Below are 19,716 nucleotides of genomic sequence, written 5' to 3'. Positions count from 1 at the left end.
CGTGAAGAAGATCCTCGACAAGCTGCTGACGCGGCAGGCCCGGTTGATGGACGAGCTGGCGCGGCCGCAGGACGCGGCGCCGCGGGCGGTGCGCGCCCGGCGCAGCCCCGAAGAGCTGGCCCGCCTGCGCGAGGCCGAGGCGGCGGCGGTGGAGCAGGCCTTCGCCCACCTGTCCTCCGGCGACGTGGCGGCGGCGGCCGCCGTGCTCGCGCCCCACCGCGACGACGCCCAGTTCCCGAGCACGCTGACCACGCTGTCGCGCATCGCGTCGCTGCAGGGCGACTTCGACACCGCGCGCGCGCTGCTGGACCAGGCCGAGGCGCTCGATCCGGGCGACATGAAGACGGCCTACTTCAAGGCCGAACTGCTTCAGCAACTCGGCCAGCACCGCGAGGCGATCCATTACCGGCGCCGGGTCGCGCTGTCGCAGCCCGACGCGCCCGCCGAGGCCTACCTGCGCCTGATCCAGGCCGTGGTGAAGGCGGCCCCGCCCAAGGGCAAGGTGCCGCCGGGGGAGGTGAAGTTCGCGCTGACGAAGCTGCTGGCGGCTTCGGACCTGACCGAGGAACTGCGGCTGGATGCGGCTCAGAGCCTGTACGCCCTGCCGGCGCAGCGGGCCGCGGCAGTGAAGCTCCTGGCCGAGGCCGACCCGTGCCCGCCCGACCGGGTGGACGTCGAGATGCAGTGGCTGACCCTGGCCGATGCCTGCACGCGCGTCGCGCGGCCGTCGCAGCGCGTGCCCGGCGCCGGCGCCCCGGGCCGACGTCCGATGGCCGGCGCGCTGCAGGACGTGACGGTGGACCCGGCCTTCGACTGGATCCCGGTGCTGCAGGGCCCGAAGATCGTGCTGGCCGGCATGGCCCCGCGGCGCGCGCCCCTGCGTCGCCAGGTCCCGGACAGCCCGCTGCTGATGACGTGCGACAGCCAGGCGATGCTGCGGCTGCGGACCGATCTGCCGCTGCACGCCGGCCCGGCACTGCTGGTCGGCAGCCACGCCGACCCGGTGCGCAACCTGCTCGAGCACATGGCGTCGCTGTGCATCGCCAGCGCCCTGGCGCTGGAGCCGGGTCTGCCGCTGGTGATCGGCGACGACCTGCCCGCCGAACAGGTCGAGCTGTTCGGCCTGCTCGGGTTCGGCGACCGCGAGCGGGTGTGCGTGAAGCGCGACCAGCCCGTCCGGTTCGCGGACCTGTGGGTGACCAGCAAGCTGCTCGGCGCGGGCCACTGGGTCGACACCCTGCTGCCGCGCTGGCTGCGCGACACCCTGGCACCGCACGCGCGTCAACCCTTTCAGCCCCGGGGCACGCGGTTCTACGTCACCGACACGCCCACGGGCGTCGCCAGCCGTCTGGCCGACGCCGACCGGGTCCGGGAGCGCCTGGACGCGCTCGGCTTCGAGGCCGTCGAACTGGCGGGCCTGGGCTTCGCCGAGCGCGCCGGCCTGCTGGCCCAGGCCACCCACCTGGTCGGCCTGGCCGGGCCGCTGATGCAGTCGATGATGCTGGCCGCGCCGGGCGCGCGACTGACCCTGCTCGAGCCGCGGCACGCCCGCAGCACGCTCGGTCCGCCATACTTCGAAGGGCTGGCCAAGGCCTGCGACCACCAGCCCACCGCCCTGCACTGCAGCTATGCCCGGGTCGAGCCGGGCCAGGACGTCGGGCAGGCCGAGCTGCGGGTCGACCTCGACGCGCTGGCCCGGACCCTGTCCTGACCCGCCGTTGCCGAAAGCGCGCATGAAGATCCTCTGGCTTGTCCAATCCTTCTCCGGCGACTGGGACCGCGGCCTGTCGTCGCCCTACGCCTCGGTGCGCTACCGGGCCATCGTGCCGGCCACGCAGCTGCGCCGCATGGGGCACGACGTCGCGTTCGCATCGCTGCCCACCTGGCAGTGCCCCGAGACCGACCTGCCCGACGCGATCGTGGTGTCCAAGCAGTTCGGATTCGAGGACCCGCAGCGCTACGGGCAGATCGCCGAGCGCCTGCGCCAGCAGCTGCAGCGCGCCGCCGGTCGCGGCGTGCGCATCGTCTCCGACTACTGCGACGACCATTTCTCGCGACTCGGGGTGCAGGACCATTGGCGCGCACTCGCGGCGCTGTCGCACGTGTGCACCGTGGGCTCGCAGGAACTGGCGGCCACCGTGGCACGGCACACGCAGGCACCGGTGCGCGTGGTGGGCGACCCGATCGGCTCGCCGCACGCCGAGCCGCGCGTCTACCGGTCCGACCCGCTGGTGCGCCGCACGGTGCAGTCCTGGCTGAGCGGCGGCCGCGCCACCCAGCGGCTGCGCATGATCTGGTACGGCGGCAACGCCACCAGCTTCGCGCCGGTCCTCGAATGGGCCACTGCGCTGACCGCCCTGGCAGGGCGCACGCCCTGGCTGCTGACGCTGGTGACCGCGCCCAATGCGCAGCTCGACAAGGCGATCGCCGCGTTCAACGAGCGGCATGCGCCGAAGGCGGTGATCGAGTTCCTCGGCTGGACCGAGCAGGACCAGTGGGAGGCCGTGCGCCATGCCGACGTGGTGCTGATCCCCACCGACCAGGCAGACACGCGCACGCTGGTCAAGACCAGCAACCGCCTGACCGACGCGCTCCACATGGGCCGCTACGTGATCGCCTCGCCGGTGCCAACCTACCATGCGTATGCCGACCACGTGAGCCTGACCGACCGGCCCGTCGAGGCGCTGACCGCCTACCTGGACCAGCCCGACCGGCACCTGGAGCGCATCCGCGCCGGCCAGAAAGCCGCGCTGGACAACGCGTCGGCGGCCTTCGTGGCGGCGCAGTGGCTGGGCGCGCTCACCCTGAACGCCGGCGACGCCGGTCGCCGCGACATGCCGCCCGCCAGCGCGCCCGCGGCTGCCGCAGCGCCGGCTGTGCCGGCGGCGCCTGTCATCCGCCTGAACCTGGGCTGCGGCGACAAGATCCTGCCGGGCTACGTCAACGTGGACGTGGTCGAGGCCCGTGCCGGCAAGTCGCCCGACGTGATCTGCGACCTGCGCGACCTGAGCGTGTTCCCGGACAACCACGCCGACGAGGTCATGGCCGTGCACGTGGTCGAGCACTTCTGGCGCTGGGAGGTCGAGGACATCCTGCGCGAGTGGGTGCGCGTGCTCAAGCCGGGCGGCCGCATGGTGCTGGAGTGCCCGAACCTGAAGTCCGCCTGCGAGGCCTTCCTGGCCAACCCCGACATGGCTTCGCAACCGGGCAAGGCCGGGCAGCGCTCGATGTGGGTGTTCTACGGCGACCCGCAGTGGAAGGACCCGCTGATGGTCCACCGCTGGGGCTACACGCCGCAGAGCCTGGCCGACCTGATGCAGGCCGTGGGCTTGGAGCAGGCGCACCAGGAGCCGGCGCAGTACAAGCTGCGCGAGCCGCGCGACATGCGCGTGGTGGCGGTCAAGCCGCTGCGCTGACGCGCGCCGGCAGACCGGCCGGTGCCTATCGCTGGATGTTCGAGCTGAGGTGGACCACCACCGCCTCGGTGGCGATGTCGACGAAGTCCTTCTGGTAGCCCAGCTCGGTGAGCTGCCAGCGGAAGGCGTTGCCGAGCTTGGCCTTGCCGAGCCAGCCCAGCTTCTGGGTCGACTTGAACTCCACCGCGTCCTTGCAGGCGTCCTCGATGATCCGGGTCATCCGGTTCACCGACGGGCGCTTGCCCGGCTGGCTGTCCAGCGACGGCGGATAGCGCTTGGCGATGCCGTCGGCCAGTGACTTGGCAAAGGCATCGATCGCCTCGTTGCCCAGCAGCTTGTCTATGAGTCCCATACGCAGTCGTGGCTCGTGTTCACCAGGGCGGCAGTGTGCCTCAACGCACCGGGGCCGCCATGAAAAAGGGGCGCCGAAGCGCCCCCTTTGTGCAGCCCGCAGCGATCAGCGGCAGGACGACGGCGCGAAGCGCGGCACCGAGGTCGAGCAGCTCCAGTCGGCGGTCGAACCGGTCCACGACGGAACCAGCAGCACGGTCAGGGCCGTGGTGCCGATGGCCGAATCGGCGATGATGCGGATCGAGCCGTTGGCGAAGATCGTGCCGTCTTCGATCCACTTGGTGGTGGCGATCTCGGCGCCGTAGCTGACGGCCGAGCAGGTGCCATTGAGCTGGCACACCTCGGTCACCGCCGTGCGGGCACCGGAAGCGCCCAGCAGCAGCTCGGAGACGCGAGCGCGAATGGTGTAGTCCTGGTAGGCCGGCAGCGCGACGGCCGCCAGGATACCGATGATGGCCACCACGATCATCAGTTCGATCAGGGTGAAGCCGCGTTGCATAGATTTCTTCATCGTTCCGCTCCTTGCAAGGTAGTAGTGCGTTAGCCGCACGATCCAATCGCAAGAAGCGAACCACCCGGGTTCTGACCAGAAACGTCACCTTTGGAACGGTCCGAACGTGACAAAGATCATGTTCCGCGCCGGGGCCCGAAGCGGGATGACAATTCGCGGCCCACGTCGGCCAGCACACCGTCCCAGTCGCCGTCGACGCGCTGGCGGAACATGCGCGAGCTGGGGTACCAGGGCATCGACTCGAAGCGCAGGCCGTAGCGCCATTCCGGTACCTTGGGCGACATCACCCAGACGTCCTTGCCCACCGCGCCGGCATAGTGGACGGTCGTGTTGCACACCGTGACCACGAGGTCGAGTGCATTGACCAGGGCCGCGAACTCGTCGAGGTTGTCGATCGCGTCCTTCCAGTAGTGCAGCTTCAGACCCGCCGCCGCGGCCTCGCCAAGCCCCTGCGTCACGTCACCGTACTGAAGGCAGACCCAGTCGGCGTCGGCCGCATCCTTGAGCTCGGCCAGCAGGGCGGGGCCCATCGTGCGCAGCACGGTGCGCGTGCGCTCGGTGCCGCCCTTCCAGGACACGCCGATTTTCGGCCGGGGGCCGAGCGAGGCCAGTTTGTCGCGCCAGTACGCCACCCGGCCCGGGTCGGCCACGAGGTAGCTGCGGCGGTCGGGGAAGTCGGCTCGCGTGCGGCGGAACTGGCGCGGCAGGTCACCGATGGGCACGAAGTAGTCCATCTCGCCGATGTCGCGCACCCACTCCAGCCCGGCGTCCTGCTTGGTCGGCACGATCTCGCACTGCGGGAACGAGCGGGCGATCGTGGGCGCGACGCGCTTGACCACCTCCACCACCACGCGGGCGGGACCGAGGGCCAGCAGGTCGGGCAGGCAGGACGCGAACATGACCTGGTCGCCCAGGCCCTGCTCGGCCAGCACGAGGATCGACTTGCCCGCCAGTGGCTCGCCCTTCCACTGCGGAAAGGCCACCATGCGCAGGTGCCGCGTCGAGCTGAGGTTGCGAAAGGCGTAGTCGTCCCAGCCGGGCCCGAACTCCTCGTTGAGCAGCCGGATCTCGGCACGCGGAAAACGCAGGCCCGGCACGAAGGGTGAGCGCTCGATCTCCTTGTCGAGAAGCGGCAGCGCCTCGGTCTGCCGCCCCAGGTGCGCCATTGCGTCGACCCGCACACCCACAAGGTTGACGGCAGTGGTCGGCTCCTCGGCGATGATCTCCTCCACCAGCTGCAGGCACTCCGCATAGCGGCAGCGAAGCAGCAGCGACGAGGCCATCCGCCCCTTCATCTGCAGCGTCGGCTCCAGGGCAAAGGCGCGCTCGACCAGGGCCCCGGCCTCCGAATGGCGACCCTGTTCCACCCTCACGTCGGCCAGCGACAGCAACAGGCTCACGTCCTCGGGCAGGCCCTCGAGCGCGCGTTCGAGCAGGGGCTGCGCGAGCTGGTGCTGCTGCTCGCGCCCGAGCGCCTTGCCCAGCTCGGCCACGATCCCGATGTCCTCGGGGTGGCGCTCCCGGAAGGCTTCGAGCGCGTCCAGGCCGGACCGCACGTCGCCGAGGTCGCTGTACAGGCGGTACAGCTCCGTCACGCAGGCCAGCGAATCGGGATGTTCCACGCACAGCCGTTCGCAGACATCGATCGCCTCGTCGAGCCGGTCGTCGTCGGCCAGCGCGCGCACCTCGGCCAGCAGCGGGTCCTGCGGCGCGGGTTCTTCGGGCTTGGCCGCACCACCGATCTGCACGGGCCTGTAGCGGCGCAGATCCTCCTCCAGGGCCTCCAGGTTTGCGCGGGCCGCAGCGAACTCCGGATCGATGTCCAGCGCGCGCCGGAAGGCTTTGCGTGCCGCGTCCAGGTTGCCCCCGGCACGTCGGGCGATGCCCAGGTTGTTCCAGGACGACTTGTCGGTCGCGTTCAGGCGCGTCGCGCGGCCAAGCACCACCGCCGCGGGCGAATAGTTGCCGAGCTCCACATGGCACAGGCCGAGCTGGGCGCAGAAGCGCGGCTCCATGTTGGTCCGGTTCATGGCGAACTGGGCATGGCGCATTGCCGCTTCCATGTCGCCCTTCGCATGCATCATCAGCGACAGGCCGTAGTGGGCGCCGGCGGCCCCCGGGTCGAGGCGCAGCACGCTGCGGAACAGGCGGTCGGCGTCCTCGTCGCGAAACTGGCGGAAGGCCAGCTCGGCCTGGAGCGTCATGACTTCGATGTCGCGACGCGGCAGGTCGGCAGGCAGGTCCGCGATCGCGGCGTCGGCCTGCGCGAACTCGCGCCGGTCGATCAGTTCGCGCACCTGGGTCGGCGTGCTGACGCGCCGCCCCGTCGCCTTGGACGCCAGCTGCCGGGCAAGTGCCTTCAGAATACTCATGCCTTGAATCTTCGCATGAGGGTGGGTGCCGGCCCGGTCGGTGTGCCGCGTCCTTCGTGCATTCCCGACATGAGTGCGTTTCGATGAGTGGCGCGGTCCCATCCTTCCAGTTCGGCCAGCGGCTGCGCGCGGCGCTGGTGCACCTGCTGCTCAGCCTGGCGGTGGCCGCGCTGGCCGCGCTGCTGGTGTTCGCCGTGTGGTATCCCATGCCCTACCGCCAGATCTCCGGCGGCCGCGAACTGTTCCTGCTGGTGGTGGCGGTGGACGTGGCCATCGGGCCGCTGATCACCTTCGCGGTCTTCGATCGCCGCAAGCCGCGGGCCGAGCTGATGCGCGACATGGCCGTCGTCGTGGCGCTGCAGGTCGCCGCCCTCGGCTACGGCCTGCATACGGTGGCCCAGGCCCGCCCGGCGGTGGTGGCGCTCGAGGTCGACCGGCTGCGCGTCGTGCGGGCGATCGATCTGGCGCAGGCCGACTTCACGGCAGCCCCGCCGGCGCTGGCGTCGCTGTCGTGGACCGGCCCGCGCCTGCTGGCCACGCGCAGGCCCGACGCGAGCGAAAGGCTCGAAGCGATCGACCGCGGGCTGGCGGGCGAGGACGTGGGCATGCGGCCGAAGTTCTGGCTGCCGCCGGAACAGACCAGCGAAGCGCTGGCCCGCGCGGCCAAGCCGTTCGAGCCCCTGCTCAAGCGACAGCCTGCGCGCGAGGCCGAGGTGCGCGAGGCCATCGCCGCCACCGGCCGGCCCGCCGAGCAGGTCGGCTACCTGCCGCTGCTGGCGCGGCAGACGGGCTGGTCCGCCCTGGTGGACCGGCGCAGCGGCGAGATCCTCGGCTACCTGCCGATCGACGGGTTCTGACCGCTTGCATCCCGCCACCCCGATCCTGCTGCTGGCCGTCGGCGTGCCGGCGCTGCTGGCCTTCAACGAGCCGCCTTCGCCGACGGCGCTGAACCAGGCCGCGGCCATCGCCGGCTGGGGCGGCGTGCTGGTGGCGGTGGCCGCGGGTGCCGGCGCGGCGCGCGACGCCGTGCGGCGCTCGGCCGCGCTGCTGGGCGCGCTCGGCCTGGTCGCGGCCATGGCGGCGCTGTCGTCGGCGATGGGTTCGCTGCCCTGGGCGCTCGGCGGGTCGGCGTTCGGCCTGCTGCTGGCCGCGATGGTGCTGGCCGCCGGGGGTGCCAGCCTGCGCGCGTCGCTGCCGCTGCTGACGGCCCTGCATGCCGCCTGGGTGGTGGTCGGGCTGGCCAGCGTGGCCGTGGCCCTGGTGCAGGTGTTCGCGCCGCACTGGGCCGACGGCCAGTGGATCGCGCGCTCGGGCCTGCCGGGTCGCGCGGTGGGCAACCTGCGCCAGCCCAATCACCTGGCCACGCTGCTGCTGTGGTCGGTGGCGGCGCTGGTGCCGCTGCACGAGGCTTTCCGCGGCACGCCGCGCGCGCGGCTGGCCACCATCCTGGCCTGGGCCGCGGCCGCGCTGCTGCTGTTCGGCGTGATGCTGTCCGGCTCCCGTACCGGGCTGCTCGGCGTGGGCGTGCTGGCGGCCTGGGGCCTGCTTGACCGCCGGCTGTCCGGTGCCGTGCGGGCGCTGCTGCTGGCCACGCCGCTGCTGTGCGCTGCCGGCTGGTGGCTGCTGGAGTGGGTCGCTGCGGCGCAGTCGGGCCCTTCGGCAATCGGCGCGGCCACGCGGCTGGGCGAGCGCGACGCGTCGGGCGGCCGCTTTTCGATCTGGCGCGACACGCTGGCGCTGATCGCGCAGCACCCGTGGCGCGGCGTCGGCTTCGGCGAGTTCAACTTCGCCTGGACGCTGACGCCGTCGCCGACGCGCCACCCGGCCTTCTTCGACCACACCCACAACCTGCCGCTGCAGCTGGCGGTGGAACTGGGACTGCCGGTCACGCTGCTGGTGATGGGCCTGCTCGGCTGGGCGCTGTGGCAGGCCTTCGACCGCAGCCGACGTGCGGCCGGCGCGCAGGGCGCGGCCCTGCGCACGGCCTTCGTGATGGTGCTGCTGATGGCGCTGCACAGCCAGCTCGAGTACCCGCTCTGGTACGCCTACTTCCTGCTGCCCACGGCCCTGGCCTGGGGCCTGTGCCTGGGCGCCGGCCCGCAGACGGCGCCCGACGAAGCCGCGTCGACGGCCGACGGGCGCTGGGCGAGCGCCGCCGGCCTGGCCGTGCTGGCCGGCGCGCTGGCGATGACGGCCGACTACCGTCGCGCGGTGGTGATCTTCGCCCCCGGCGAGAGCACCGCGCCGCTGGCGGTGCGCATCGAGAGCGGCCGCGGCAGCTGGTTCTTCGCGCACCACGCCGACTATGCGCTGGTGACCACCAGCGACGTCACGCCGGCCGAGTTCGGCCGGGCGACACACTACCTGCTGGACTCGCGCCTGATGGCGGCGTGGGCCGAGGCCCTGGCAGCGGCCGGAGACGTCGACCGGGCGCGCCACCTGGCCGCCCGGCTGCGCGAGTTCCGCAATGCCAACTCGGCCGCCTTATTCGCGCCCTGCGAGGACCCATCGGTGACCGACAAGCCCTTCCAGTGCCAGCCGCCGCAGCGCGCCTGGCGCTGGAGCGACTTCACGCGCTGAGCCCCGGGGCACGATGCCCCGGCGCTGCCTCAGGGCGCGCGCCAGTCGCCCGACTTGCCGCCGCGCTTTTCGAGCAGGCGCACGTCCTCGATCACCATGCCGCGGTCGGTGGCCTTGCACATGTCGTAGATGGTGAGCAGGCCGACCTGCACCGCGGTCAGCGCTTCCATCTCCACGCCGGTGGCGCCGACGGATTCGGCGGTGACGCGGCAGTGCACGCCGGGCAGCGCGGCGTCGAGCTCGAACTCGGCGGCCACGCGGGTCAGCGCGATCGGGTGGCACAGCGGGATCAGGTCCGGCGTGCGCTTGGCACCCTGGATCGCGGCGATGCGCGCGATGCCGATCACGTCGCCCTTCTTCGCGCTGCCGCCGGCGATGAGCTCGAGCGTGGCCGCCTGCATGCGGATGCGGCCGCCGGCCACTGCGACACGGTGCGTGGCGGGCTTGGCCGCCACGTCGACCATGTGGGCCTGGCCCTGGGCGTCGAAATGGGTGAGCGGGGAGGGGGAGCCCGAGGGCCCTGTCGGCGAAGACATGCGCGTTTACGTTGCAGCAATCCGGCGGGTGCATGATAGCCACGCCGTCCCATGACCCCATACCGCCCCCGCCTGCTGCTGGCCGCCGCGCTGGCCTGCGCCGCGCCCGCGCCGCCGCTGGTGGCGCAGACCGCGCCCGCCGTGCGCCTGCCCTCGCTGGGCGACTCGGCCTCGGAGGACTTCTCCATCGGCACCGAGCGCCGCCTGGGCGAGCAGATCATGGCCGAGGTCCGGCGCGACCCGGCCTATCTCGACGACCCGCTGCTGCTCGAGCATGTGCAGGCGCTGTGGGCGCCGCTGGTGGCCGCGGCGCGCGCGCGCGGCAACATCGGCCCCGACCTGGACGACGCCTTCTCCTTCGAGGCCTTCCTCGTGCGCGACCGCTCGGTCAATGCCTTCGCGCTGCCCGGCGGCTTCGTCGGCGTGCACCTGGGCCTGATCGCGATGACCGGCACGCCCGACGAGCTGGCGTCGGTGCTCGCGCACGAGCTGTCGCACGTGACGCAGCGCCACATCGCGCGCGGCCTGGCCAGCTCGAGCCGGCAGTCGCTGGTGGGCGTGGCCGCGATGCTGCTGGGCGTGCTGGCGGCCTCCCGCGCCAGCAGCCCGGACGCGGCGCAGGCGGCCATCGTCGGCGGCCAGGCGGCGATGGTGCAGGGCCAGCTCAGCTTCTCGCGCGACATGGAGCGCGAGGCCGACCGCATCGGCTGGGCGGTGCACCAGGCCGCCGGCTTCGCGCCACAGGGCATGGCCGCGATGTTCGAGCGGCTCGAGGCCGCCAACCGGCTCACCGACAACGGCGCCTACCCCTACCTGCGCTCGCACCCGCTCACGATCGACCGCATCGGCGAGGCACGCACGCGCATCGACGCCGTGCCTGGCGCCGACGGGCCGGCGCCCCGTGCCCCGCTCGACCACCTGCTGATGCAGGCGCGTTCGAGGGTGCTGATGGACACGTCGGTGCAGTCGCTGCGCCGCCTGCAGTCGCTGGACGCGGCCGGCGCGGCCGGCCCGGAACGCGTGGCCGCGCTCTACGGCAGTGCGCTCGCGTCGCTGGAACTGCGCGAGCCGGCGCGCGCGCAGGCCGCACTCGACGCGGCAGGGCCGCTCGTGGCCGGCGCGGCGCCGATCGGCAGCCGGGGCCGCGTCGCGCTCGGGCTGGCGCAGGCGCAGGTGTGGCTCGCCAGCGGCCAGACGGCACGCGCCCTGGCCTGGTTCGACACGCATCCCGGCGCGTCGCGGCCGCTGCTGCTGGCACGCGCGCAGGCGGCCCTGGCGGTGTCGCGCGACGGCGGCGGCGCCACGCCGGCGCTGCGCGCCAGCGTCGAGTCGCTGCAGACCTGGGTGGCCGAACACAAGGCCGACGCGGCCGCCTGGTCGCTGCTGGCACAGGTGGCCGAGGCCCAGGGCCTGGTGCTGCGCTCGCTGCGCGCCCAGGCCGAGGCCCAGGCCGCCCGCGGCGACATCGTCGGCGCGATCGACCGCCTGCGCGCCGCCCAGCGCCAGGCCCGGTCGGGCGGCGTGGCACCGGACTTCATCGAGTCGTCGATCATCGATTCGCGGCTGCGCGACCTGACGGCGCGGCGGCGGGCGCAGATCGCCGAGGCCCGCGGTTCGCGCGGCGGCTCCGGCGGCCCCGGCCGCGAGACGGACGACGAGCCGCCCGCGCGCTAGCGGCTGGCCCACCCGGGAGCGCGGGCGCGAGGGCGCAGCCGCGAACCGGGCCCGGGCCGGGTCAATCGCGGCTGAACATCCGCTCGACGGCCACGTCGATCACCATGCCGCACAGGCTGTAGATCAGCGAGCCGATCAGCGCCGCGGCGAAGCCGGTGACGTTGAACCCGTCCAGCACGCCGGCCGCGGCCCAGAACATGAGGGCGTTGATCACGAACAGGAACAGGCCCAGCGTGAGCAGCGTGACGGGCAGGGTCAGCAGCACCAGCAGCGGCCGCACGACGGTGTTGAGCAGGCCCAGCACGAGGGCCGCCACCATGGCCGCGCCGAAGCTGGCGACCGACACCCCGGGGTAGAGATAGGCCACCAGCAGCAGCGCGGCGGCCAGCAGCATCCAGCGGACGATGAGCTTGAGCATCGGCAAAGCATAGCGCGCGGCCGGCACGCCCGCAGGCCGCGCGCCGCGCGTCGGATCGTGTTCGCACAGGGCGATCAGAAGGGTGCGCAGAGGGCGCGCACGAGGGTGCACCGAGGGCGCGCACGGGGTGCGAAAGGGCCTGCAATGACGCCGCCACGCGACAAAAGCGCGCTCGCAGAGGGCGCAAACCGCATTTCCAGAGGGAAAACCGCTTTATTTCCCTCTATGGCCGCAGTACCATTCGCGCCGCACGGTGGTTGATGAGAAAGGAGATTCATGCGATCTCCTCCCGCCTCCGGCACATCAACAACACTTTGATGGAGTGAATCGAAATGGCAACTGCGAAGAAGGCGGCCAAGAAACCGGCCGCGAAGAAGGCCCCGGCCAAGAAGACCGGGACCCGCCCGCCGGTGAAGGGCACGGCCGCGAAGAAGGCCCCCGCCAAGAAGGCCGCCCCGGCCAAGAAGGCCGCTCCGGCGAAGAAGGCCGCTGCGAAGAAGGCCCCGGCCAAGAAGGCCGCCAAGGCTCCCGCCAAGAAGCGCACCCCGAACGCCGCGTTCATGAAGGCGATGACGCCTTCGGCCGCGCTGGCCGCGATCGTCGGCGACAAGCCGCTGCCGCGCACCGAGGTGACGAAGAAGGTCTGGGAATACATCAAGAAGAACAAGCTGCAGGACGCGGTCAACCGCCGGATGATCAATGCCGATGCCAAGCTGAAGGAAATCTTCAAGAAGGCCCAGGCGTCGATGTTCGAGATGACCAAGATGATCAACTCGCACCTGAAGTAAGGCGCGGGATCTCGATCCGGAAAGCCGGCCTCGTGCCGGCTTTTTTCATGCCGGCGCCGGCCCCGTGCCGGCGTTGCTCATCGGGGGCCGCGGCTCAGGCGGGGTCGGGCAGCCCGAACAGGCCGGCGCCATTGCCCCAGCCGATGCGGCGCGCCACGGGCGCCGGCAGGTCGCCCAGCCAGCGCCGCGCATCGGCCATCAGCGCCTCGTAGTACTCCCAGCGCTGGTTGATCCAGGTGTCGGACCCGACCAGGAAGCGCTCGGGTTGCGCCAGCATCGCCTCGCGCCAGTCCGGCGCCAGGCGGCCGCCGTCGGTGGTGAGGCCGGGCCGGTACGACAGCTCGCCCATCAGCGACGGATGACGCCGCAGCAGCTCGCGCACGCGCGGCAGCGGCACGCCGCCGATGCCGGTGTGGGCCCAGATCAGCCGCGTGCCGGGCGCATGCGCCATCAGCTTGTCCACCGCCACGTCGTCGCAGTGCGCCAGCACGGCCAGACCCCGCTCGCGCGCCAGCCGCATCAGCCGCACGGCCACCGGCCCGTCGGCGTTGGCACTGTCGTAGAGATGGAACTCGCCGATGCCGCGCTGCGCACCGGCGGGCGTGCCGCGCGCCAGTTCGTCGAGCACCATCTGATAGATCGTGTCGTCGGCGAACCAGCCGGTGTAGTCGGCCCGGTTGCGGTACAGCCGCACGAAGGGCACCACGGTGACGCCGGCGGCGCGCGTGGCCTCGCGCGCGGTGGCCAGCGTCAGCGTGCCGGCGTTGGGCCGGCTGTTGGCCACGATGGCGCGCACGCCGCTGCGCTGCATGCGGCCGAGCACGTCGGCCAGCGGATGCGGCTGCTGGGCCTCGTCGTTGTAGTGCAGGTGGGCGTCGAACAGCGGCCCGGCATAGGGGGTCGCGGCCTGCGCGGTGCGGCCCAGGCCCAGCAGCGTCGCCGAGCCGGCCAGGAAGTGGCGCCGGTCCATCGCACTCAGCCCCTGGCCAGGCGGCGGTCGAGGAAGTCGAGCCGGTCCTGTCCCCAGAAGATCTCGCCGTCGACGACGTAGCTCGGCGCGCCGAACACGCCGGCCTCGATGGCGCGCGCGGTGTTGGCCTCGTAGCGCACGGACACCGCCTGCGAGTGCGCGTCCTCCAGGCGCCGGGCGGGCAGCTCGCGCTCCTTGAGCAGCGCCGCCAGCACCGCCTCGTCGGCGATGTTGCGCTCCTCCACCCACACGGCCCGCAGCACCGCGTCGGTGATGTGCATGGCCGCGTCGGTGCCGTCGTGCAGGTCCACCGCGATGATCAGCCGCGCCGCGTCATCGGCCGCCACCGGGAAGTACTTCGGCTGCAGGTTCAGCGGCGCGTGCAAGTGCTCGGAGAAGCGCTTCAGCTCCACCAGACGGTAGGCCTGCCGCTGCGGCGCGCGCTTGCCCAGCGGCAGGCCGCCGGAGATCGGGAACACCTTGCCACCCAGGTCCACCGGCAGCACCTCGATGCGCGCGCCGTGCTGGCGCGCGATGTCCCAGAAGCGCAGGTGGCCGAGGTAGGTCCAGGGCGAGTTGGGGGCGAAGTAGTACTGGACGGTGGCGGGCATGGCATCTCCTCGGCGTCGACGGGCCTCTGGCGGGCCGGGGGGCAACGGTAGCCGAAGTCGCGCCGCCGCGCCGGCGCCGGGTCAGCGCCGCGCCAGCAGCGGGGCCAGGAAGCGCCCGGTGTGGCTGTCGGGGCTGGCCGCCACGTCCTCCGGCGTGCCGGCGGCCACCACCCGGCCGCCGCCGCCGCCGCCTTCGGGGCCCATGTCGATCACCCAGTCGGCGGTCTTGATGACGTCCAGGTTGTGCTCGATGACGACGATGGTGTTGCCTGCGTCGCGCAGCTGGTGCAGCACCTTCAGCAGCAGCTCGATGTCGGCGAAGTGCAGGCCGGTGGTGGGCTCGTCCAGGATGTAGAGCGTGCGGCCGGTGTCGCGCTTGGACAGCTCCAGCGCCAGCTTCACCCGCTGCGCCTCGCCGCCGGACAGCGTGGTGGCGCTCTGGCCGAGGGTGATGTAGCCCAGGCCCACGTCGAGCAGGGTCTGCAGCTTGCGCGCGATCGACGGCACCGCGGCGAAGAAGGCGTGCGCGTCCTCCACGGTGAGGTTGAGCACGTCGGTGATGTGCTTGCCCTTGTAGAGGATCTCCAGCGTCTCGCGGTTGTAGCGCGTGCCGTGGCAGACGTCGCAGGGCACGTAGACGTCGGGCAGGAAGTGCATCTCGACCTTGATCACGCCGTCGCCCTGGCAGGCCTCGCAGCGCCCGCCCGCCACGTTGAAGCTGAAGCGCCCGGGGCCGTAGCCGCGTTCGCGCGCGGCCGGCACCTCGGCGAACAGCTCGCGGATCGGCGTGAACAGGCCGGTGTAGGTGGCCGGGTTGCTGCGCGGCGTGCGACCGATCGGGCTCTGGTCGACGTTGATCACCTTGTCGAACGCGTCCAGGCCCTCGATGGCGTCGTGCGCGGCCGGCTCGGCGTGGCTCTGGTAGAGCTTGCGCGCCACCGCGGCATACAGCGTGTCGTTGACCAGCGTGCTCTTGCCCGACCCGGACACGCCGGTGACGCAGGTGAACAGGCCCACCGGGACTTCCACCGTCACGTCGCGCAGGTTGTTGCCGCGCGCGTTGACGATGCGCAGCCGCTGCGGGTCGGTGCTGGCGGCCAGCGTGGTGCGCCGGCGCGGCACGGCGATGCGCAGCGCGCCGCCGAGGTAGCGCCCGGTGAGCGAGCCGGCATCGGCGGCCACCTGATCGGGCGTGCCCTGGGCCATGATGCGCCCGCCGTGCACGCCGGCGCCGGGGCCAAGGTCCACCACGTGGTCGGCGGCGCGGATCATGTCCTCGTCGTGCTCGACCACGAGCACGCTGTTGCCCAGGTCGCGCAGATGGCGCAGCGTGCCGATCAGCCGCTCGTTGTCGCGCTGGTGCAGGCCGATGCTCGGCTCGTCGAGCACGTACATCACGCCGGTGAGGCCGGAGCCGATCTGCGACGCGAGCCGGATGCGCTGCGACTCGCCGCCCGACAGCGTGTCGGCGCTGCGGTCCAGGCTCAGGTAGGTCAGCCCCACGTCGTTGAGGAAGGCCAGCCGCGAGCGGATCTCGCGCATCACCTTCTCGGCGATGTCGGCCTTGTTGCCCACCAGGTGCAGCGCGTCGAAGTGCGCCTGGCACTGCGCCAGCGTCAGGTGCTCGGCCTGATAGATGGCCAGGCCGCGCACGGCCGGGTCGGGGCCCTGCAGGAACACGTGGCGCGCCTCGCGGCGCAGGCGGGTGCCGTCGCAGGCCGGGCAGGGCTTGACCGACTGGAAGCGCGCAAGGTCCTCGCGCACCGCGGCCGAGTCGGTCTCGCGCCAGCGCCGCTCGAAGCTGGGCAGGATGCCCTCGAACGGATGCCAGCGCTTGACGCTGCGCCGCTTGCCGCCGGCGCCTTCGGCCGTGTAGACGAAGGGCAGCTCGGTGGTGCCGCTGCCGTACAGCAGCACCTGCCGGTGCTCGGGCGCGAGCTGCTCGAACGGCGTGTCGAGGTCGAAGCCGTAGTGGCGGGCCACGCTCTCGAGCAGGCCGAAGGTGTAGCCGTTGCGCCGGTCCCAGCCCTTGATCGCGCCGCCGGCCAGGCTGATCGAGGGGAAGGCCACCACGCGTTCGGCGTCGAACACGGTGACATGGCCCAGGCCGTCGCAGCTGGGGCAGGCGCCCATCGGCGAGTTGAACGAGAACAGCCGCGGCTCCAGCTCGGGCAGCGAGTAGCTGCACACCGGGCAGCCGAAGCGGCTGGAGAACAGGTGCTCGCGGCCGCTGTCGAGTTCCAGTGCGATGGCGCGGCCGTCGGCCACGCGCAGCGCCGCCTCGAAGCTTTCAGCCAGGCGCTGCTTCAGGTCGGCGCGCGTGCGCACGCGGTCGATCACGACGTCGATGTCGTGCTTCTCGGTCTTCTTCAGCTTCGGCAGCGCGTCGGCCTCGACCACCACGCCGTCGACGCGGAAGCGCACGTAGCCCTGCGCCTGCATGTCGGCGAACAGCTCGGCGAACTCGCCCTTGCGGTCGCGCACCGCCGGGGCGAGCACCGCCAGGCGCGTGTCCTCGGGCAGTGCGAGCACGGCGTCGACCATCTGGCCGATGCTCTGCGCGGCCAGCGGCAGGTCGTGGTCGGGGCAGTAGGGCGTGCCGGCGCGCGCGTAGAGCAGGCGCAGGTAGTCGTGGATCTCGGTGATGGTGCCGACGGTGGAGCGCGGGTTGTGGCTGGTGGCCTTCTGCTCGATCGCGATGGCGGGCGACAGGCCCTCGATCACGTCGACGTCGGGCTTGTCCATCAGCTGCAGGAACTGGCGCGCGTAGGCCGACAGGCTCTCCACGTAGCGGCGCTGGCCCTCGGCGTACAGCGTGTCGAAGGCCAGGCTCGACTTGCCCGAGCCCGACAGGCCGGTGATCACCACCAGCGCATGCTTCGGGATGTCGAGGTCGACGTTCTTCAGGTTGTGCGTGCGCGCACCGCGCACCCGCAGCGTGCCCGGGTCCGGCGGCGTCGGTCGGCGCGGGGTCGGGCGGTCGGAGCTGGGGTCGTCGGGCATCGGTGGCGGCAAAGGGCGAACCGAGCATTATCGGCAGCCCGTGCGCACAACGCCATCCTGCCGCTGCGGGCAGGGCACGGCCTGCTGCCGGCGTGGTGGCAGCAGGGGCGCCGGGGTGCGTGTAAATCGGCGTGACAGCCGGCGAGACGGCCCGGTCCGTCGGGCATGATCGTGGCGTCATGGCCCTGCGAACCCGCTGCGTGCTGCTGGCGCTGTGCGCCGGCCTCGTGCTGCCCGGCTGCTACGGCAGCCTGACCTTCGGCATCGGGCCCGACGACGACCCGCCCACGGTGAGCCTGGCCGCGGCGCCGACGCTCGCCGCGCCGGGCGAACGCGTGGCGCTGGTCGCAGCGGCGCAGGACGACTACCGCATCACCGAGGTGCGCTTCTACCGGGTCGACATCGGCGGCGCGACGCTGCTGGGCGTCGACGCTGTCGAGCCCTACGCGCTCGACACGACGATCCCCGTGGGCGCCACGGGCAGCGTGCGCTACTTCGCCCGCGCCTTCGACGACGCCGGGCAGCAGGCGCAGAGCCAGGACGTCGTGGTGGGCGTGCGCTGAGCACGAAGGCGCCGCGCCGGCCGCCGCAGGGTCACGCCGACAGCACGCGCAGGATCTCGCGGCCGTAGGCCTGCAGCTTCTTGGCCCCCACGCCGCTGATGGTGCCCAGCGCGTCGAGCGTGGCCGGCTGCTGCTGCGCCATCGCGGCCAGCGTCGCATCGTGGAACACGACATAGGCCGGCAGGTTGTGCTCGCGCGCCACTTCGGCGCGCCAGGCCTTGAGCGCGGCGAAGCGCTGCTGCGCGTCGGCGTCGAGCGCGGCGGCCACGCCGGCCGCGGCCGGGCGGCCGGCGCCACGCCCGTCGCGCCGGGTGCGGCCGCGCGGCGCCGGCTCGCGCGGCACGCGCAGCACGATCGGCACCTCGCCCTTGAGCACCGAGCGCGCGCTGTCGGTCAGCGCCAGCGTGTTGTATTCGCCCTCGGTGGCCACGTGGCCCAGCGCCACCAGCTGGCGCAGCACGCCGCGCCAGCGCGCCTCGTCGAGGTCGGCACCGATGCCGAAGGTGGTGAGCCGGTCGTGGTGGTGCTGCGCCACCTTGTCGGTGCGCTTGCCGCGCAGCACGTCGAGCAGATGGCCCGCGCCGTAGCCGATGCCGCTGGCCTGCTGCATGCGGTAGATGCACGACAGCAGCTTGCGCGCGGCTTCGGTGGCCTCCCAGGTGTCGGGCGGGTTCAGGCAGTTATCGCAGTTTCCGCAGCGTGCACTGTCTTCGCCGAAGTAGCCGAGCAGGCGCACGCGGCGGCAGTCGTGCGCTTCGCACAGCGCCAGCAGGGCCTCGAGCTTGCCGCGCTGCACGCGCTTGAACTCCTCGCCGGCGCTGCCGTCGTCGATCATGCGGCGCTGGTTGACCACGTCCTGCAGGCCGTAGGCCATCCAGGCCTGGGCCGGCTCGCCGTCACGGCCGGCGCGGCCGGTCTCCTGGTAGTAGGCCTCGATGTTCTTCGGCAGGTCGAGGTGGGCGACGAAGCGCACGTCGGGCTTGTCGATGCCCATGCCGAAGGCGATGGTGGCCACCATCACCAGGCCCTCGTCGCGCAGGAAGCGGCGCTGGTGGCGCTCGCGCACGTCGGCGTCGAGGCCGGCGTGGTAGGGCAGGGCCTCGATGCCCTCGTCCACCAGCCAGGCGGCGGTCTCCTCCACCTTCTTGCGCGTGCCGCAGTAGACGATGCCGGCCTCGCCCTCGTGCTCGTCGCGCAGCAGGCGCAGCAGCTGACGCCGCGGCTCGTCCTTCTCGACGATGGTGTAGCGGATGTTGGGCCGGTCGAAGCTGGCCACGAAGGTGCGCGCACCCTGCAGCGCGAGGCGCTGCACGATGTCCTGCCGGGTGATCTCGTCGGCGGTGGCGGTGAGCGCCATGCGCGGCACGCCAGCGAAGCGCTCGGCGAGCTGGCCCAGCGCCAGATACTCCTCGCGGAAGTCGTGGCCCCACTGGCTGACGCAGTGCGCCTCGTCGATCGCCACCAGCGACAGCAGGCCGCGCTCGTGCAGCGAGTCGAGCATGGCCAGGAAGCGCGGCGTCAGGATGCGCTCGGGCGCGGCGTACAGCAGCACCAGGCGGCCCGACAGCAGTTCGCGCTCGATGCCGCGCGCCTCGTCGCCGTCGAGCGTGCTGTTCAGGAAGGCGGCATGCACGCCCACCTCCTCCAGCGCGCCGACCTGGTCCTGCATCAGCGCGATCAGCGGGCTGACCACCAGCGTGACGCCGCGGCCGGCGCGGTGGCGCACGATCGCCGGCACCTGATAGGTCAGGCTCTTGCCGCCGCCGGTGGGCATCAGCACCAGCGCGTCGCCGCCGTCCACCACGTGTTCGACGATCTGCGACTGCAGGCCGCGGAACTTCGGGTAGCCGAAGACTTCCTGCAGGACGGAAAGGGAAGGCGGGCGCACGTCGATCACGGGGCGCGATTGTCGCCGCCCGCGGC

The 19,716-nt window shown here is 72.3% G+C and carries 16 protein-coding genes; 7 read left to right on the top strand and 9 right to left on the bottom strand.

Translation table 11 applies throughout. From position 1 onward, the window contains the following. Position 1 precedes the first annotated feature (1 nt). A complete protein-coding gene (locus AC2EAQ_RS12755) occupies positions 2–1,711 on the top strand; it encodes a tetratricopeptide repeat protein (RefSeq protein ID WP_484644421.1) in 1,710 nt (569 codons plus the stop codon). A gap of 22 nt (positions 1,712–1,733) precedes the next feature. After that, positions 1,734–3,416, top strand: coding sequence for a methyltransferase domain-containing protein (locus AC2EAQ_RS12750; protein ID WP_484644416.1), 1,683 nt, complete (start codon positions 1,734–1,736; stop codon positions 3,414–3,416). Between the two features lie 25 nt (positions 3,417–3,441). On the opposite strand, the gene AC2EAQ_RS12745 is transcribed toward AC2EAQ_RS12750, so the two are convergent. The 3 genes from AC2EAQ_RS12745 to AC2EAQ_RS12735 form a co-directional block, all read right to left on the bottom strand. Continuing rightward, complete coding sequence (locus AC2EAQ_RS12745) at positions 3,442–3,768, bottom strand: hypothetical protein (protein WP_484644412.1); 327 nt, start codon at positions 3,766–3,768, stop codon at positions 3,442–3,444. A 105-nt stretch (positions 3,769–3,873) separates the two neighbouring features. Next, positions 3,874–4,278, bottom strand: a complete 405-nt coding sequence (locus AC2EAQ_RS12740; protein WP_484644407.1) for a pilin — start codon at positions 4,276–4,278, stop codon at positions 3,874–3,876. A 116-nt stretch (positions 4,279–4,394) separates the two neighbouring features. Further along, positions 4,395–6,650 carry a tetratricopeptide repeat protein gene (locus AC2EAQ_RS12735; RefSeq protein WP_484644401.1) on the bottom strand — a complete coding sequence of 752 codons (2,256 nt, stop codon included), beginning with the start codon at positions 6,648–6,650 and terminating at the stop codon, positions 4,395–4,397. 83 nt (positions 6,651–6,733) lie between these two features. On the opposite strand from AC2EAQ_RS12735, the gene tfpZ reads away from it, so the two are divergent. Both tfpZ and AC2EAQ_RS12725 read left to right on the top strand, forming a co-directional pair. Continuing rightward, entirely contained in the window at positions 6,734–7,507 is a 774-nt protein-coding gene (gene tfpZ / locus AC2EAQ_RS12730) for a TfpX/TfpZ family type IV pilin accessory protein (protein WP_484644398.1), read from the top strand. Between the two features lie 4 nt (positions 7,508–7,511). Beyond that, on the top strand, positions 7,512–9,230 hold the full coding sequence (locus tag AC2EAQ_RS12725; RefSeq protein WP_484644396.1) for a PglL family O-oligosaccharyltransferase: 1,719 nt from the start codon (positions 7,512–7,514) through the stop codon (positions 9,228–9,230). Between the two features lie 29 nt (positions 9,231–9,259). On the opposite strand, the gene moaC is transcribed toward AC2EAQ_RS12725, so the two are convergent. Continuing rightward, on the bottom strand, positions 9,260–9,766 hold the full coding sequence (gene moaC / locus AC2EAQ_RS12720) for a cyclic pyranopterin monophosphate synthase MoaC (RefSeq protein ID WP_484644394.1): 507 nt from the start codon (positions 9,764–9,766) through the stop codon (positions 9,260–9,262). Between the two features lie 51 nt (positions 9,767–9,817). Between moaC and AC2EAQ_RS12715 the strand changes: the two genes are divergently transcribed. Further along, positions 9,818–11,440, top strand: a complete 1,623-nt coding sequence (locus AC2EAQ_RS12715; protein ID WP_484644389.1) for a M48 family metalloprotease — start codon at positions 9,818–9,820, stop codon at positions 11,438–11,440. Between the two features lie 61 nt (positions 11,441–11,501). Here the strand turns inward: AC2EAQ_RS12715 and AC2EAQ_RS12710 are convergent, their stop codons facing one another. Continuing rightward, positions 11,502–11,858: a phage holin family protein gene (locus AC2EAQ_RS12710; RefSeq protein WP_484644385.1), complete on the bottom strand. Its 357-nt coding sequence runs from the start codon at positions 11,856–11,858 to the stop codon at positions 11,502–11,504. Positions 11,859–12,190: 332 nt separating this feature from the next. Here AC2EAQ_RS12710 and AC2EAQ_RS12705 point away from each other — a divergent pair, with 332 nt between their 5' ends. Then, positions 12,191–12,646: an SWIB/MDM2 domain-containing protein gene (locus AC2EAQ_RS12705; protein ID WP_484644381.1), complete on the top strand. Its 456-nt coding sequence runs from the start codon at positions 12,191–12,193 to the stop codon at positions 12,644–12,646. 94 nt (positions 12,647–12,740) lie between these two features. On the opposite strand, the gene AC2EAQ_RS12700 is transcribed toward AC2EAQ_RS12705, so the two are convergent. The 3 genes from AC2EAQ_RS12700 to uvrA form a co-directional block, all read right to left on the bottom strand. Beyond that, a complete protein-coding gene (locus AC2EAQ_RS12700; protein ID WP_484644376.1) occupies positions 12,741–13,616 on the bottom strand; it encodes an amidohydrolase family protein in 876 nt (291 codons plus the stop codon). Positions 13,617–13,621: 5 nt separating this feature from the next. Then, a complete protein-coding gene (locus AC2EAQ_RS12695) occupies positions 13,622–14,227 on the bottom strand; it encodes a 2-hydroxychromene-2-carboxylate isomerase (protein WP_484644373.1) in 606 nt (201 codons plus the stop codon). Positions 14,228–14,308: 81 nt separating this feature from the next. Then, the gene (uvrA, locus tag AC2EAQ_RS12690) at positions 14,309–17,230 is read right to left on the bottom strand and encodes an excinuclease ABC subunit UvrA (protein ID WP_484644368.1); all 2,922 of its coding nucleotides are present in this window, start codon (positions 17,228–17,230) and stop codon (positions 14,309–14,311) included. Positions 17,231–17,409: 179 nt separating this feature from the next. Here uvrA and AC2EAQ_RS12685 point away from each other — a divergent pair, with 179 nt between their 5' ends. After that, positions 17,410–17,793 carry a hypothetical protein gene (locus AC2EAQ_RS12685; RefSeq protein ID WP_484644366.1) on the top strand — a complete coding sequence of 128 codons (384 nt, stop codon included), beginning with the start codon at positions 17,410–17,412 and terminating at the stop codon, positions 17,791–17,793. Between the two features lie 31 nt (positions 17,794–17,824). Here AC2EAQ_RS12685 and recQ read toward each other — a convergent pair whose 3' ends face one another. Further along, entirely contained in the window at positions 17,825–19,690 is a 1,866-nt protein-coding gene (gene recQ, locus AC2EAQ_RS12680; protein ID WP_484644364.1) for a DNA helicase RecQ, read from the bottom strand. Positions 19,691–19,716 lie beyond the last annotated feature (26 nt).

Source organism: Aquabacterium sp. T101 (assembly GCF_057219775.1).
Note: the sequence above shows the minus strand (reverse complement) of the source record. Positions and strands in the feature narration are given on the sequence as shown.

Excerpts from the sequence above, each read along its gene's own strand:
- AC2EAQ_RS12700 (WP_484644376.1), bottom strand. The coding sequence starts at position 13,616 with ATGGACCGGCGCCACTTCCTGGCCGGCTCGGCGACGCTGCTGGGCCTG.
- AC2EAQ_RS12710 (WP_484644385.1), bottom strand. The coding sequence starts at position 11,858 with ATGCTCAAGCTCATCGTCCGCTGGATGCTGCTGGCCGCCGCGCTGCTG.
- moaC (WP_484644394.1), bottom strand. The coding sequence starts at position 9,766 with ATGTCTTCGCCGACAGGGCCCTCGGGCTCCCCCTCCCCGCTCACCCAT.
- AC2EAQ_RS12735 (WP_484644401.1), bottom strand. The coding sequence starts at position 6,650 with ATGAGTATTCTGAAGGCACTTGCCCGGCAGCTGGCGTCCAAGGCGACG.
- AC2EAQ_RS12750 (WP_484644416.1), top strand. The coding sequence starts at position 1,734 with ATGAAGATCCTCTGGCTTGTCCAATCCTTCTCCGGCGACTGGGACCGC.
- AC2EAQ_RS12745 (WP_484644412.1), bottom strand. The coding sequence starts at position 3,768 with ATGGGACTCATAGACAAGCTGCTGGGCAACGAGGCGATCGATGCCTTT.
- AC2EAQ_RS12685 (WP_484644366.1), top strand. The coding sequence starts at position 17,410 with ATGGCCCTGCGAACCCGCTGCGTGCTGCTGGCGCTGTGCGCCGGCCTC.
- AC2EAQ_RS12740 (WP_484644407.1), bottom strand. The coding sequence starts at position 4,278 with ATGAAGAAATCTATGCAACGCGGCTTCACCCTGATCGAACTGATGATC.
- uvrA (WP_484644368.1), bottom strand. The coding sequence starts at position 17,230 with ATGCCCGACGACCCCAGCTCCGACCGCCCGACCCCGCGCCGACCGACG.
- AC2EAQ_RS12705 (WP_484644381.1), top strand. The coding sequence starts at position 12,191 with ATGGCAACTGCGAAGAAGGCGGCCAAGAAACCGGCCGCGAAGAAGGCC.
- AC2EAQ_RS12715 (WP_484644389.1), top strand. The coding sequence starts at position 9,818 with ATGACCCCATACCGCCCCCGCCTGCTGCTGGCCGCCGCGCTGGCCTGC.
- tfpZ (WP_484644398.1), top strand. The coding sequence starts at position 6,734 with ATGAGTGGCGCGGTCCCATCCTTCCAGTTCGGCCAGCGGCTGCGCGCG.
- AC2EAQ_RS12695 (WP_484644373.1), bottom strand. The coding sequence starts at position 14,227 with ATGCCCGCCACCGTCCAGTACTACTTCGCCCCCAACTCGCCCTGGACC.